The organism is Xenorhabdus doucetiae, assembly GCF_000968195.1.
In the GTDB taxonomy this organism is placed as follows: domain Bacteria; phylum Pseudomonadota; class Gammaproteobacteria; order Enterobacterales; family Enterobacteriaceae; genus Xenorhabdus; species Xenorhabdus doucetiae.
In genome coordinates, this window is the sequence record NZ_FO704550.1 from 1,095,769 (window position 1) to 1,112,144 (window position 16,376).

At 54.8% G+C, this 16,376-nt stretch carries 6 protein-coding genes; 5 read left to right on the top strand and 1 reads right to left on the bottom strand.

From position 1 onward, the window contains the following. The first annotated feature begins 9 nt into the window (after positions 1-9). The 4 genes from XDD1_RS05160 (at position 10) to XDD1_RS05175 (ending at position 14,897) form a co-directional block, all read left to right on the top strand. Complete coding sequence (locus tag XDD1_RS05160; RefSeq protein WP_038259308.1) at positions 10-549, top strand: toxin-activating lysine-acyltransferase; 540 nt, start codon at positions 10-12, stop codon at positions 547-549. Continuing rightward, positions 546-13,856, top strand: a complete 13,311-nt coding sequence (locus XDD1_RS19345) for a hemagglutinin repeat-containing protein (RefSeq protein WP_045969324.1) — start codon at positions 546-548, stop codon at positions 13,854-13,856. The genes XDD1_RS05160 and XDD1_RS19345 overlap by 4 nt, the downstream gene beginning before the upstream one ends. After that, a complete protein-coding gene (locus XDD1_RS05170) occupies positions 13,853-14,314 on the top strand; it encodes a hypothetical protein (protein ID WP_052705645.1) in 462 nt (153 codons plus the stop codon). Before XDD1_RS19345 ends, XDD1_RS05170 begins: the two co-directional genes overlap by 4 nt. Before the next feature lie 235 nt (positions 14,315-14,549). Then, the gene (locus tag XDD1_RS05175; RefSeq protein WP_045969326.1) at positions 14,550-14,897 is read left to right on the top strand and encodes an immunity 8 family protein; all 348 of its coding nucleotides are present in this window, start codon (positions 14,550-14,552) and stop codon (positions 14,895-14,897) included. A 149-nt stretch (positions 14,898-15,046) separates the two neighbouring features. Here the strand turns inward: XDD1_RS05175 and XDD1_RS05180 are convergent, their stop codons facing one another. Continuing rightward, positions 15,047-15,397 carry a SymE family type I addiction module toxin gene (locus XDD1_RS05180; protein WP_045969328.1) on the bottom strand — a complete coding sequence of 117 codons (351 nt, stop codon included), beginning with the start codon at positions 15,395-15,397 and terminating at the stop codon, positions 15,047-15,049. Positions 15,398-15,872: 475 nt separating this feature from the next. Between XDD1_RS05180 and XDD1_RS05185 the strand changes: the two genes are divergently transcribed. Next, complete coding sequence (locus tag XDD1_RS05185) at positions 15,873-16,169, top strand: hypothetical protein (RefSeq protein ID WP_231854460.1); 297 nt, start codon at positions 15,873-15,875, stop codon at positions 16,167-16,169. Positions 16,170-16,376: the final 207 nt, after the last annotated feature.

Genomic DNA, 16,376 nt, shown 5'->3' on the forward strand with positions numbered 1-16,376 from the left:
AAGAAGGGCATGTTAATCGGTGATTATGATGTGCGGGCCCCGTTGTTGCTGGGCGGGAGCGAAAATGACACGGCGATGCTGGGGGCGGCGACCTGGCTGTGGATGCACTCCCCCTTGCACCGGGATGCGCCGTTAAGTTCGCTGGCCACGTTGCTCCTGCCTTTTATTCACGCCCGGCAGTATGTGCTGGTCAGTCAGCAGGGGCAGCCCGTGTTCTACCTGAGCTGGTCACGGTTTGATGAAGAGACTGAACGGCGTTACCTGACGACGGGTGACGGGCATAACCGCAGCCTGGCATCGAACCGGGGTGCCCGGATCTGGATACTGGACTGGGTCGCGCCGTTTGGCCATAGCCGGGTGATGGCGGATTTAATGAAACATCACATTTTTCCTTATCAGTGTGTCCGGGCGCTTTATCACAAAGGCACAGCGCGCGGGGCACAGGTGATCCGTTTTCGCGGAGCCGGCGTCAGCCGTGAACAGGCCGCCGAATGGTGGGACAACCATCCCCTGACCGCAGACTTGCCCGAAAGAGGTGCTGAACGATGAATAAACATTGTTACCGTGTGATTTTTAATAAAGCCCGCCAGATGTTGATGGTCGTGTCTGAATTAGTCAGCAGCCAGACTGCCGGGCAAACACGGGGGGGAACGTCCTCACGTCCGTCGCCTGCCATCCGGGTGTCGCTGTCGCCGTTAATCTTCGGCGTTTCACTGGCGCTGGGGCTGGTGAGTCAGGGCGCACAGGCCGGCATTGTGGCAGATAATCAGGCTCCCGGCACGCAGCAGCCGACCGTCATCTCCACGGCCAACGGCATACCGCAGGTCAATATTCAGACGCCGAACGGCGACGGGGTTTCCCGTAACCAGTACAGCCAGTTTGATGTGACGCAACGGGGAGCCATCCTCAATAACAGCGGTACCAATACCAAAACCGAACTGGGCGGCCTGATCACCGCAAACCCGTGGTTAGCACAGGGCGAAGCGAAAATTATTCTGAATGAAGTGAACAGCAGCAACCCCAGCCAGCTGAACGGCTTTATCGAAGTGGCCGGTCAACGGGCCAATGTGATTATTGCCAACCCGGCGGGCATTACCTGCCAGGGTTGTGGTTTTATCAATGCCAGCCAGACCACACTGGCGGCGGGTAAGACCCTGCTGGAAAATGGCCGCCTGAAAGGGTTTGAGGTCGATAACGGTATTCTGGCGGTTGACGGTAAGGGGCTGAGTGATGCCCACAGTGATTACACGCGTCTGATTGGCCGCGCCGTCAATATCAACGCCAAACTCCACGCCAAAGAGCTAACGGTGACGACCGGGCGCAACCGCGTCGATGCCCGGGGCAATGTGACTGAGGTTCTGCCCGATAGCCAGAAAAACAAACCGGCATTCAGTCTGGATGTGGCGGCGGTGGGCGGCATGTATGCCAACAAAATTAAACTGGTCGGAACTGAACAGGGCGTCGGAGTGCGCAATGCCGGGCAGCTCGGGGCGCAGGCGGGTAATCTGACCCTGGATATTCAGGGCAAACTGACGAACCTCGGTGCGATGGCGGCGTCCTCGGATGTGGCTATCAGCAATCAGGGGGCGCTGGCGAATCAGGGGAATATCATCGCAGGTCAGGATATCACGCTGAACACCCGCGATGAGATTGAAAACCAGGGGCGGTTACTGGCCGGTGGCCATCAATCGGGCAGCCTGAAACTCAACAGCGGTGGCCATCTTTCTAACCGCGGTACGATAGCGGCCTCGGTGACGGTGACGCTTGAGAATCAAGGGCGTTTCATCAACCAGGGGGATATTACCGCAGGGCAGAATATTGCTGTCAACACCCGCGATCACCTGGATAATCAGGGACGGATGTTGGCAGGGCGGCACCTTGAGATTAAAAGTGCTTCTCTGGCAAGCCATAACAATGATCAAGGGCCGGCAGAACACCGGCAACCGGTTGTACTGGCCGCCGGTGCGGATAAAGACGGCAAGTTGACTCAACCGGGCAATCTGACGCTTGCGATCAGGGGGACACTGGATAATCAGGGGATTGTGACTGCGTCAGATAATATCCACATTCAGAATGAAGGGACGTTAACTAACGCCGGCGATATTACCGCCCGCAGTGATATCAAGATCACAACGCCGGGGGCACTGGTTAATCAGGGCAAGGTGCTGGCCGATCATCACCTCGATATCCAAAGTGCATCCTTAAAGAGCGGCCCGGACGGTATATTGTCTGCGGGAAGGAATAAAACGCAACCGGGCAAACTGACCATTACCAGCCGCGGCCGGCTGGAAAATCAGGGGATGATGACGGCATCGGACGATATTGTCATCGAAGAGCCGGCGGAACTGGCGAATCAGGGCGAGATAAGTGCCGGCCATGATATCCGGATCACAACGCCGGGGCAGCTGACGAATCAGGGCAAAGTGCTGGCCGGCCATCACCTCGATATCCACAGTGCGGCGTTAGCAAGCGGCCGGAATGGTGTGCTGGCGGCGGGGATAGATAAAACGCAGCCGGGTAGCCTGAAGATCCACAGTCAGGGTAAACTGGATAACCACGGCATTATCACCGCGTCAGAGTCGATTCATCTTCAGAATGAAGGGGGTTTCAGTCACGCCGGTGATATCACCGCCGGGGGTGACATCACAATCAGGGCGCGCGATCAGCTCGATAATGCCGGGAAAATGCGGGCAGGCCGCCATCTGGCTATCCACAGTGCCTCGCTGGTCAGTCAGCAAAATGGGCTGCTGGCGGCCGGTACTGACGCTCAGGGTAACCTGACCCGGCCGGGCAATCTCATCATTAACAGTCGCGGTAAGCTGGTCAATCAGGGGGTGATGAGCGCGTCGGATGATATCGACACCGAAAATCAGGCAGAATGGCAGAATCAGGGCAAGGTCAGTGCCGGCCATGATATCAGGATCAACACCCCGGGCAATCTGACCAATCAGGGCAAGGTGCTGGCGGGTCATCGCCTTGATATCCACAGTGCAGACGTAGAAAACCAGCAAGACAGTGAGCTGGCGGCGGGAGTGGATAAAACGCAGCCGGGTAACCTGGAGATCCACAGTCAGGGCAAACTGGAAAACCACGGCATTATCACCGCGTCAGAACATATTCATCTTGAGAATGAAGGGGATTTCAGTCACACCGGCGCTATCACCGCTGGTGGCGATATCACGATAAGGACGCGCGATCAGCTCGATAATGCCGGAAAAATGCTGGCAGGCCGCCATCTGGATATCCACAGTGCCTCGCTGGTCAGTCAGCAAAATGGGCTGCTGGCGGCTGGCACGGATGAACATGGTAACCTGACCCGGCCGGGCAACCTTATCATTAACAGCCGCGGCAAGCTGGTTAATCAGGGGGTGATGACCGCGTCGGATGATATCAACACCGAGAATCAGGCAGAATGGCAGAATCAGGGCAAGGTCAGTGCCGGCCATAATATCAGGATCAACACCCCGGGTAATCTGACCAATCAGGGCAAGGTGCTGGCGGGTCATCGCCTCGATATCCACAGCGCAGCCTTAGACAACCAGAAAGACAGTGAGCTGGCGGCGGGGGTGGATAAAACGCAGCCGGGTAACCTGAAGATCCAGAGTCAGGGCAAACTGGCCAACCACGGCATTATCACCGCGTCAGAGTCTGTTCACCTTCAGAATGAAGGGGATTTTAATCACTCAGGCGCGATCACCGCTGGTGGCGATATCACGATAAGGACGCGCGATCATCTCGATAATGCAGGGAAAGTGCTGGCAGGCCGCCATCTGGATATCCACAGTGCTTCGCTGGTCAGTCAGCAGCAGGGGCTGCTGGCGGCCGGCACGGATGAGCATGGCAACCTGACCCGGCCGGGCAATCTCATCATTAACAGCCGCGGCAAGCTGGTTAATCAGGGGGTGATGACCGCGTCGGATGATATCAACACCGAGAATCAGGCAGAATGGCAGAATCAGGGCAAGATAAGCGCCGGCCATGATATCAAGGTCAACACGCCGGGCAATCTGACCAATCAGGGTCAGGTGCTGGCCGGCCATCGCCTCGATGTCCATAGCGCAGACGTAGAAAACCGGAAAGCCGGCAAGCTGGCGGCGGGCGTGGATAAAACGCAGCCGGGCACGGTGAAGATCCACAGTCAGGGCAAACTGGCCAACCACGGCATTATCACCGCATCAGAGAACATTCATCTTGAGAATGAAGGGGATTTCAGTCACACCGGCGCTATCACCGCCGGTGGCGATATCACGATAAGGGCGCGTGATCAGCTCGATAATGCCGGAAAAGTGCTGGCAGGCCGCCACCTGGATATCCACAGTGCCTCGCTGGTCAGTCATCAGGATGGGGTGCTGGCGGCCGGCACTGACGCGCATGGCAAGCTGACCCGGCCGGGCAATCTCATTATCGACAGTCGCGGTAAGCTGGTTAATCAGGGTGTCATGATGGCCTCGGATGATATCGGCATCGAAAATCCGGCGGCGCTGGATAATCAGGGAGAAATCAGCTCAGGGCGTGATATCCGGGTCAACACCGTCGGGGCGCTGGCTAATCAGGGCCGTGTATTGGCCGGCCGTCATCTGGATATCCACAGTGCGGCACTGGAAAACCAGAAAAAAGGCGAACTGGCCGCCGGCGCTGACCCTCAGGGCAAACCGACCCAACCGGGCAACCTCATTATCAATAGTCACGGTAAGTTCGTTAACCACGGGGTGATGGCGGCCTCGGATGATATCGACATCGAAAATCAGGCGGATCTGGACAATACGGGGGAGATGAGTAGCGGCCGTGATATCCGGCTCAAAACACCCGGCCATCTGGATAATCAGGGCAAAGTACTGGCCGGCCGTCACCTGAATATTGAAAGCGCTTCCTTAGCCAGTCAGGAACAAGGGGTGCTGGCTGCCGGGGTGGATAAAGACGGCGGTTTGTCACAACCGGGGGATCTGACTCTCCATAGTCAGGGTACGCTGACCAATCTGGGGCTTATGCTGGCGTCGGATAATATGACGGTCCACGATCAGCGCCAGCTGGAGAATCAGGGTGAAATGACCGCAGGCCGGGATCTGTCCGTCAACACCCGTGATCATCTGGCCAATCAGGGCAAAATCCAGGCCGGCCAACATCTTGATATCACCAGTGCGTCACTGGACAACCAAAAAAATGCGGTACTGGCCGCGGGTATTGACAGCAGCGACCCGTCGGGCAATTTGGTGATCCACAGCCGTGGGCAACTGACCAACCGTGGCGTGATCAGGGCATCAGGGGATGTGACCCTGCCTGATCAAGGCAACCTGATGAATGAGCACGATATTATCGCCGGTCAGGATATGACGATCACGACCCGCGGGCACCTCGACAATCAGGGGCGCATCCTGGCCGGACGCCACCTTGAAAGCCAGAGTGCCTCACTACACAGCCATCAGGGCAGTACGCTGGCCGCCGGGGTAGATAAAGACGTCAGACTGACCCAGAACGGCAACCTGACCGTCAACACCACGGAGGAAGCCCAACTGCATGGGCAGAATCTGGCCCGTGACCAGTTATCGGTCAACGCCAAAACGCTCTCACTGAAAGGCAGCCGAACGGACGCCGCTAACCTGCAACTGACTGCGGACAGGCAATTACATTTACAGGATGCCCATGTCAGTGCCCGTCAACACCTTACGTTATCTGCGCCGGAGCTGATTGATAACACGCGGGGCCGGTTGCGGGCGGAAACGCTGACGCTCCGCAGCCAGAAACTGAACAATTCTCAGGGTAAAATCACCCAGACCGGCCAACAGTCGCTGGTCTTGGATCATCAGGCCGGCATTGACAATACGGCCGGGGTAATTGAGTCCAGCGGGCAGGATTTGACGGTGAAGGCTCAGGGCATTGCGAATGCTAAAGGCCGGCTGATCCATGCCGGAACCGGCGTGATGTCCATCGACACCCCTGATTTTCAGGGCAAAGCAGGCCTCGTGATTTCTGACGGTGAACTGGCACTGGATGGGGGAGATTACCATCTGGTGAAAAGCCAGACGTCCGCACAAAAAATCACAGCCCGTATTCAGTCCCTGGATCACCGTTTAGGGAAAATGACCCAACGTGGCACCGATTCACTGACACTCGACGTCCAGCATGAACTGGATAACGGCAGCGGCGCGATTGCGGCCAATGGCACGGTGAAGCTCAATGCAGAGACGCTGAATAACCATACCCTGACAGCCGGGCAGCAGAATGATAACAAGGACAAGCTGGATAACGATGAGCTGAATCACGAGGCCGGCGAAATTATTGCGGCAGAAGAGGGCCAGCTTCAGATGACCGTAAAAAACCGGCTGAACAACCAGAAGGGCCAATTACGCGCTTCCGCCGGCATGACGGTGACGGCCGCCGAAGTGGATAACCGGCAGGGGCTGATAGCCGCTTCAAACGGGGATGTGACCCTGACCACCGGACAGCTCACCAATACCGGGGGGAAAATTGCCGGCCAGCAGCACCTGCAACTGACCACGCAGGCGATCAATAACGAAAGCGGCCAAATCCGGGCCGGCACGGCTGGGATCGATACGCGCCAGCAGCAGCTGAATAATACGTCGGGCGTTATCGCCGCCGAACGCCAGATGACATTGCGGACCGGTGAATTGCTGAACCGGTACGGGGATATCCGCAGCGGCCAGAGCCTGACCATTGACACCCACGGTCAGCAGCTGGATAACCGTGACAGTACTCCGCAGGGCGGGGTGTTCAGCCAGGGCGCCTTGCGTCTGAATGTGGCGGATCTGAATAACCAGTCCGGTCATATTGAAAGCCACGACGGGCTGCATGTGAGCGGCAACACGCTCCTCAACCGGCAGGGACAGCTCTTGGGCGGGAAACAGGCCCAATTGTGGCTGGATGCGTTGAATAATGATCAGGGCTTGCTACAAAGCGGCGGCAAACTGACGCTTACCACGAAATCCTTAATTAACCGCCACAGTGGTGACAAGCACGGCATTACCAGTAAAGACGCCATGGTGCTGAAGACCGGGGCGCTGGATAACGACAGCGGGGTCGTGGCCTCCTCCGGCAGCCTGGATATCACGGCGGACAACCTCAATAACCGGCAGGGATTACTGGCAGCACAGAACCGCTTTTCCCTGACCGGCCAGCGGGTGGATAACCAGTCCGGGCGGATCAAATCCCGTCAGGCCTTGTTGCTGGATACGCAAGGGCAGGTGCTCGATAACACCGGTGGGGTGATTGACGGTCAGGCCGGGCTGACGGTGAACAGCGGGGATCTGAAAAACCAGCGCGGCACCCTGCATGGCAACGCGGTCACCCTCACCGCGAACCAGCTGGACAACCGTCAACAGGGGCAGATCCTGAGCGAAGCGGGGTTGCGTCTTGAGGCCGGTGAGATCCTGAATACCCAGGGGAAAATACTGGCGCTGGGCGATTTGACCGCGCAGGTTGGGCATCACATTGACAATCAGGCCGGCTTAATCCGCAGTGGGGATAAGACCGAACTGCGTGCGGCGGCCATCCACAATCAGGGAACGCAACAGCAGGATAACGGCATTGAGGGCAAAAATGTCATTATCACGGCGGACCAGCTGGATAACAGTCGGGGGCAACTCTTTGCCACCGACAATGCCACGCTGACGCTGGCTTCGGTACTGGACAACACGCAGGGGCAGTTACAGGCCAATCAGCAGCTGACCGTGCAGGGCCGTGCGCTGGCGGTCACAAATACGGACGGGGAGATCAGCGCCGGCAATGCGTTGACGGTTGAGGCCGATACGGTCACCGGCGACGGCAAACTGCGCTCACTGGGCGATATCCGGTTAGCGCTGCTGAAAGATTTTGTGCATACCGGTGAAATCATTGCCAACGGGCGGTTACAACTGGGCACGCAGGGGAATGTCATCAACCGCGGCCTGATCAGCGCCGGGACGCTGGATGGCCGGGCGGTGAACCTGACCAACGCAGACATCGGTAAAATTCTGGCGGCGCACCAGCAATGGACGGTCAACAATACCCTCCACAATACCGGGTTGTTGGATGGCGGCCAGACGGTCCTGCGTGCCACCGAACTGACCAACCAGGGAACCGGACGGATTTATGGTGATCATATTGCGATTGAAGCGGGGACGCTGACTCACCGGGCGGCCAGCGGGAGAGCCGCCGTGATAGCCGCCCGCCAGCGCCTGGATTTGGGCGTGGGGACGCTAAATAACCACGCCCACAGCCTGATTTACAGTGGCGGGGATTTGGCCTTCGGCGGCCGGCTGGATGAGCGGTATCAGGCCCGCGGCAAAGGGCGGGTCATCAATAACCACAGCGCTTATATTGAGGCCATGGGGGAGATGCGGCTGGCGGCCGGCACCATCAATAATATCAATGACCATTTTGAAACGGAATTACAGCACATTTCGCAGGTGCCCATGGAGGAATATCAGGTTCAGGGGCAACGTTATGATACGAAAAACCACCGGATCATTATCGATAATGATGAAGTGGATCACGTCTGTGTGGATGACAGAGGATGCCGGGATAACTTTCAGGTTTACAGGTACATCCGCACAATAAAAGAAACCCGGGTCAAAGCCACCGATCCGGCGAAGATACAGGCCGGGAAAAACCTGATCATCGATACCACGACGCTGACCAACGACAAGAGCCAGCTGGTAGCAGGGGGATTGCTGACGGTCACGGGCGGGGATATCCATAACCTGGAGGTGCAGGGTGAGCGGCATATCACCGATCAAGGCCGGGTTGAGAATTTCTGGCGTATCAAGAAGAAAGGGCGTGACCGGCAAGGCCGGGGATCCTCGCCCTATGAACCCAGTACAGAAATCCAGGCCATCACCTTGACCCCCGGTACCGTCCGGTCATCACAGGGCCCGGTCACGCTGGCGGGTCAGCGGCCGGCGGATTATCAGGGCATCGATGCCCGGATTGAACCCCGCCATGGCGGGCACATTGATGCCGGCCTGACGGCAGAAGAAACCCGGCCACGTGAAGTGGCGCTCAGGCCGGGGCAGCGGCTGGAAGTGATCAGCCGGCCCCCGGCGGTGACGGGGCACCGGCCGGTTATCACCGTTGGCCCGGCAGAGACGCCGGTGATTGCCGGGGAAAAACTGGCTGAATGGGGTCAGACCCTGACGGTGGGGGAAAGGGCCACCGTGGGCGGGAAGCTGACCGGTGCCGGTGAAACAAACACCGGGCCGGATGAACCCGTCACGCAGGTGGGTGAAAAAGTCACGCATGGTGGCGAAAAAATCACGCAGGTGGGCGAAAAAGTCACGCATGGCGGCGAAAAAATCACGTCCGTGGGGGAAAAGCCCGTGGTTGTCCGCACGGAAATCCCGGATTACCGCTTACCGGACAACAGCCTGTTTAAACTGAACCTGCCGGTGGAAAATACCCCATCCACCTTCGTCGTGCCGGTACCGGACAACCGGCCGCTGGTGGAAACCGATCCGCAGTTTACCCAGATGAAAAAATGGCTGGGCACGGATTATATGCAGCGGGCGCTGCAAAGCGATCACAATAACATGCACAAACGGCTGGGGGATGGCTTCTATGAGCAGCGCCTCATTCGTGAGCAGGTGATTAACCTGACCGGCAAGCGGTATCTGCCGGGGCACCAGAATGATGAGGAGCAGTTTAAGGCGCTGATGAATGCCGGTATTCGTGCGCAGCAGGCCTTTAACCTGACCCCGGGGATTGCCCTGAGTGCGGAACAGATGGCGAGGCTGACCGAAGACATGGTCTGGCTGGTCAATACGACGGTCACCCTGCCGGACGGGCGGCAGCAAACTGTGCTGGCACCCCAGGTGTATGTGCGCACGCAGGCCGGCGCACTGGACGGCAGCGGGGCCTTGCTCAGCGGCAGCCAGGTCAACCTGCGCCTGAGCGGTGACATGCTCAACCAGGGGCGGATTATCGGCCAGGATATTCAGGTGCTGGCGGAGAATATCCGCAATCAGGGCGGGCTGTTGCAGGGCGATAATATTGACTTGCAGGCCCGGACCGACATGGTCCAGCGGGGCGGGACGATAGGCGCGGGGCAGTCACTGACCCTCGGGGCCGGCCGACATATTGATATCGCCAGTACGACCCGCCACAGTGACAATCAGGCGGGCAATAACCGGTTCAGTACCACGTATGTGGATAACGTGGCCCGCGTTTATGTGCAGGGGGCGGACGGCAAACTGCACCTGCGGGCCGGGCAGGATATTAACATGTCGGCCGCGCAACTGATGTCACAGGGGGAAAACAGTGATATCCGGTTAGACGCCGGCCGGGATATTCAGCTGGGGAGCGCCCAAACCGCGCGGGGTGAGCACCTTGAATGGGGCCGGGATAATTATCTGACCCATACCGAAGCAGGGGAAACCGGCACGGATATTCACGGTGCCGGACAGGTCAACCTGCGCGCCGGGCGCGATGTGAGCCTGCGGGCCAGCGGTATCACGGCCGGTAAGACGCTGCAAGTGGGCGCCGGGCGGGATGTGGCGGTCATGGCGGGTGAACAGCAGCAGACGCATGATGAATACCTGAAGGTGAAGGGCAGCAACAGCTGGGTTTCCTCTGCTACCACGACCACCCGGGAGCTATACGACCGCACTCAGGCACTCAGCAGCACCCTGAGCGGTGACAGCGTTAATATCCGGTCCGGCAGGGATACCACGGTTCAGGGCAGCAATGTGGTGGGTACCCAGGATGTGGCGATAACGGCCGTCCAGCATCTGGACATCACTACCGCAGAAGAGAAAAATCACCGGTTCAGTCAGCAGGAAGAGAAAAAATCCGGCCTGATGGGCACCGGCGGCGTGGGCTTTACGATAGGGAGTTCGGCACTCAAACAATCCAGCGACAGTGAGGCCACCGTGCAGAAAGGCAGCACCGTGGGCAGCAGTGACGGTAAGGTCATGCTGCGTGCCGGTGAACAGGCCACGGTGCACGGCAGCGACCTGATTGCGGGAAAAGATATAGAGATTGAAGCCAAAGACGTGGCGGTCACGGCGGCGCAAAACCGTTATACCGAACTGAATAAAACCGAGCAGAAACAATCGGGCCTGACGCTGGCGCTGTCCGGCGCGGTGGGCAGTGCGGTCAATACGGCGGTGCAGGCAGCCAATGACGCCAAGGACACGAAAGACAGCCGCTTGCAGGCGCTGAAAGGCACCCAGGCGGTATTGTCAGGGGTGCAGGGTTATCAGGCGTGGCAGCTCAGTCAGGCGGAATCCGCCAAAGCGGATGCGATGAATCAGGCCGGCGGTAATGCGGAAAAACCGACCGATACCATTGGCATCCAGCTTTCTTACGGCAGCCAGTCAGCGAAATCCGAAACCCGCACGGAGCAGACGCAGTCACAGGGCAGTCAGCTCAATGCCGGGCGGGATATCCGTATCACCGCGAAAGGTGACAAGGCACAGGCAGACAGCGGCAATATTCAGGTGGCAGGCAGCAGCCTGAAAGCCGGGCGGGATGTGTCTCTGGAGGCGAAACAGGATATCGTCCTGCAATCCGCTGAAAACACCCAGACGACGCGGGGTGAGAACAGCAGCAAAGGCGGCAGTGTCGGTGTGGGATTGATGGCTGGCCAGGGCGGTTACGGCATCAAATTCTCTGCCAGTGTCAACAAGGGCAAGGGGCATGAAACCGGCGACGGCGTGACCCACAGCGAAACGCTGATTGATGCGGGCAACCAGGTCAGCCTGAAATCCGGTCAGGATACCACGCTCAAGGGGGTACAGGTCAGCGGAGATAAAGTGACCGCCGATATCGGCCGCAACCTGCATCTGCAAAGTGAGCAGGATAAGGACAATTACGACAGCAAGCAGCAGAATGTCAGCGCCGGAGCCAGCTTTACTTACGGCTCAATGAGCGGTTCGGCCAGTGTCAATGCCAGCCGTGACAAAATCCACAGCCAATACGACTCGGTCAACGAGCAGACCGGCATTTTTGCCGGTAAAGGCGGCTTTGATATCAAGGTCGGCGAACATACCCAGCTTGACGGCGCGGTGATTGCCAGCACCGCCGATAAAGACAAAAACCGTCTGGACACGGGCACACTGGGCTTCAGTGATATAGAGAACAAGGCGGAATACCAGAGTGAACACCAGAGTGTCGGTATCAGCACCGGCGGCGCGGTGGGCAGCCAGCTGGCATCCAATATGGCGTCGAATATGCTGGCCGGCAGCAATCACAGTGACAGCCAGTCTTCCACGACGCATGCGGCGGTCAGTGACGGCACAATTATTGTCCGTGATGCCGATAAGCAGCAACAGGATGTTTCAGCCTTAAGCCGTGATACTGACAACGCGGCCAACAGCCTGAGCCCGATTTTTGACAAGGAGAAAGAGCAGCAGCGGCTGGCGCAGGCGCAGGCCATTGCCCAAATCGGCACGCAGGTGCTGGATATTTACAGTACGCACGAAGCGATTAAGGCGACAAAAACCGCCACGGAAAAACTGAAAGACCCGCAAACGCAGCAGGCCCTGAAACAGCAGGCCGAAGCGCAGCTGAAACAGGAAAACGGCGACATCACTGCGGACGCCATTGCCAACCGGGCGCATAAAATCGCTTACGACGCGGCCCTCAAGGCACAGGGCGCGGAAGTCGGCGGCGGCCAGCGTCAGGCGGTGACGGCGGTGGTTACCGCCCTGCAAGGACTGGCGGGTGGTGATATTAAAGCGGCCATCGCCGGCGGCGCAGCACCTTACCTTGCTAATGCGGTCAAGGACCTGACTTACGGCGGTAAGCCGTATGAGCAACTGACGGCGGAGGAAAAAGCCACCAACCTGCTGGCGCATGCGATTTTGGGCGGCGTGATTGCCGAGATGAAAGGCGGCTCTGCGACTGCCGGCGCGGTAGGGGCGGCCAGCGGGGAACTGGCCGCCTCGGCGATTGCGGGTGCGCTTTACGGCGGAAAAACCATGGATGAACTTTCACCAGATGAGAAGGAAAAAGTCAGTAACTTGTCTACAATTGCAGGAGGTCTGGCGGCAGGGCTGGCGACCGATTCGACGGCGGGCGGAGTGAGCGGGGCGCAGACAGCGAAGAACGCGGTCGAGAATAATGCAATAAGTGATATTGTCGAACGTCAGTTATCCGGCGAATCACAGGCTGACAAATACCAGAAAGCCTTAAAGCAAATCAAAACTGCGGAAGCCGACTTTAAGGCACAGCATTGTGCCGGACTTAGTGCTGATGCCTGTTCAGCCAGAATAAGCGAACATCGGGCGGAACTCCTTAAGGGGGCGACTTCGTTTGGGATAGACTTTGTTCCTGTTGCTGGCGATATCAAGAGCTTTGCAGAGGCGCAAAGTGCGATAGACTATCTGGCGGCAGTAGTAGGTTTGGTGCCTGTTGCGGGTGATGTTGCAGCTAAGGCTATCAAAGGGGCAGAAAAGGCGCTGGCGAAAGGTGATGTTGCAGAAGCATCTAAATTAATTAATCAGGCCAGTGATGAAATACAGGCAGTTAAGGCGCTGGATGTTGGTTCCTATAAAGAATTAAAATCTCGTGCAGTCGTGGGGGATAAATTAGAGCATGACCATATTCCGTCATTTGCAGCACTGAAAAAAGCAAGAGAAAGTGAGTTGGGTCGCCCTCTGACAAAAGATGAAACAAAAAATCTTTATCAAAACGCAACGGCTGTTGAAATTCCACGTGATGCTCATAAAGTCAGCCCGACTTACGGAGGTAAAAATACTCCTACTCAAGTTCAGAAAGATGCACAAAATCTTTGTGGGGCTGTATGTCGTGATACTGACGCATTAAGAAAAAATATGATAAAACAGGGTTATGATCCTAAATTGGTTGATGACGCAGTCAACAAAATCATAGAACGTAATCGTGAGATGGGAGTGATTAAATGATGATTGATTGGAGCAAATTTACTAGTTCCCTTGGAACAACAGAATCATCTAAGGAGTTTAATGAACTCTGTCTAGCGATAGGAGAGCAACCCGAAGTATCCCAAGACCCTTCGGAGTATAACGATCCAATTGGACAAACAACTTATTATAGTTTTGCTCATTCTGGAATAGAAATAGGCTTCCGAGAGGGGGTATTAAACCATATTCACTTTTATTTTAGTGAGAATGAAGGTTATTCCTGTTTTAAAGGGTGTCTATTATCTAACATTGGCGAAGGATGGGATGTAGAGAAAGTTATCCAAGTACTAGGAGAACCGTTAATGAAAGGTGGAGGAAAAATGGATATGCTGCTTGGTTACATTAATAACTGGATAAAATACGAGTATCAAAAATATGCATTACATCTTCAGTTTAATAAAGATGGTTTATTATGTAACGGTAGTTTAATGTTGCTTTAAGACTAAAAATCCCAGTTGAATGAGGCTGGGAGCTTCCCTTTAGCTGTTAGCTATTCTCAAACCCTGACCCCATTACGATCCGGTCATGCTGGCGGGTCATTGCAGATGGGGCGCGCTTATATCGTCCTCCAACAAATAAGAAAAGTCAGTTCGCAGTTACTGGAGTACAGGCAAACTTCCAATTATTCGATAAATCAGGAAATGTGATCAGTAATGGTCACTTAAACGTCACCAAATGAAAGCGAATTTAAAAGCATTATGGTCGGATCATTTTTTACTAGAAGAATTTGCACCTCCGGAAAATGATAATTTTTCTTTATGGATTGAGTTGTCAATTGGTGTTCATGATGAAGAAGGTGCTGATTATTTTCGAGTGCAAATATGCACTCCCGAATGGCTTTGCAAACACCAATGGGTGCCAGAATTAATGCGGCACACACTTCTGGTGCGTAAATATGATCTGGATGAAATCCAAAAGACTATCATAGACTATATTGATCAGTGCGAAGGTGATGACTGGATGGAAATAGCCCAAAAGCTTTCCCGTGTATTTGCCTGGGAATATGAAGATTATCAAGCTTGAGTATAAAGGAAGGACTCAGTCTGAAAGCCGGGTTTTCCTTTTTAGCCTGTTTAGGAAAGATGACGCTACGTGGCACTGTAGTGGAGTAGAAATTCCGGATAATCTTGTGCAGGTTATCCGGTTTAATCATTTTCTAATGAAATTGTTTTTCAGGCGAGTACTACCGGCAGTTCAGCGCGCAATACGATCAAGCCATAGGCTGTTTCCAGCGTCACAGGATGATCCAATAAGCCGCTTTCTGTCAGCCAGTCACCCGCCAGATAAAGCTCGCCATTTTCGCGCACCCAATCGATCCCTTGATAAGGGTGGTTTTCGGTATTGTGGAACAATGTGGCGAGATCCGGCTCGGTTTTTGGCTCAATCAGTGAAAGCATCAAGCCGTTGGCAAATTGTGCGATATGGAACAGTGCATCGGCCGAAAAACCAATTTGATTGAGCATATTGCCACTGATTACACATTCCGGCAATTCAGCAAAGTGAGATGAAAAATGAAGATCCATGAATACACTCCTTGTGAGAATTGAGTTGTTTTTACGTGAGCGTCCGGTCATCTTACCTTGCTTTGTCAGATATGACCTATATCACAAAAAAAGGAATTATTTAATGCCATTCCATTCAATGTGACTTATATTAAAAACGCTATACTTTTCATGTTCTATTACATTAACTTCCTTGTTTCTGGTAGTAGATAATTTATAGAAGCCTCAATGGTCGAGCCCATTGAGGCTTCGTCACTTATTATTGGATTCCACTTACAGGTTAAGTTTAGTTTTTTCGTTATTGAATTAATAATGAAAATAGTTAAATTAGAAAGCGTTTAATGTATTGTAAAATGGATTAGAGAAATTGATAAACGATACCGCTAAAAAAGATAATGGCCAGAAAAATAAAAAACTGTCTCATTATTTTTTGCCTTACAAAACGACGTATGATTTGCGTTTAACTAAAAGAGAGCCAAATTTAATAAAAATACTGATGCAAATCCAAGGCTATGAATATGGCTTATTGACCGTTTTGGGTGTCCGCCCTTTATCTCAACGGGGTAACAATAAAAACAGTGCCATTTATGTTGTACGGTGTCGGTGTGGTAAATACGCCGTCAGGACACTCAAGGCCATCAAAAATCCGGCGAATGTTAATGACATGTGTGAGCATTGCCAACACCTGTTTAAGCTAAGGTGCAGAGAAATCTTTCGCACTACCGGAAAGGATGTTGATTTGTCGGAAGTAACAGGCATTAAATATAAGATCCCGCTAGAAATTAAAGAATAAGGGAGCTGTGTTGCACTTTGGCGTTGAATTCTCGGCATACGCTTTACTCTCTATCCGTGAGAGCAGCTTGTCAGATATTATAAAATGAACATTTGACCCTGCCTGATACAAACACTATCATCTGAATGTGACTATCCGTGATCTTATCGCCTGCAAGGATCACCGATTAGATGGCGAAACAAAGCTCCCGTAGCCTGAAAGGGAGCG

Bases quoted from the DNA above. Each gene is read 5' to 3' on its own strand.
- XDD1_RS05160 (WP_038259308.1), top strand. From the start codon at position 10: ATGTTAATCGGTGATTATGATGTGCGGGCCCCGTTGTTGCTGGGCGGG.
- XDD1_RS19345 (WP_045969324.1), top strand. From the start codon at position 546: ATGAATAAACATTGTTACCGTGTGATTTTTAATAAAGCCCGCCAGATG.
- XDD1_RS05170 (WP_052705645.1), top strand. From the start codon at position 13,853: ATGATGATTGATTGGAGCAAATTTACTAGTTCCCTTGGAACAACAGAA.
- XDD1_RS05175 (WP_045969326.1), top strand. From the start codon at position 14,550: ATGAAAGCGAATTTAAAAGCATTATGGTCGGATCATTTTTTACTAGAA.
- XDD1_RS05180 (WP_045969328.1), bottom strand. From the start codon at position 15,397: ATGGATCTTCATTTTTCATCTCACTTTGCTGAATTGCCGGAATGTGTA.
- XDD1_RS05185 (WP_231854460.1), top strand. From the start codon at position 15,873: ATGCAAATCCAAGGCTATGAATATGGCTTATTGACCGTTTTGGGTGTC.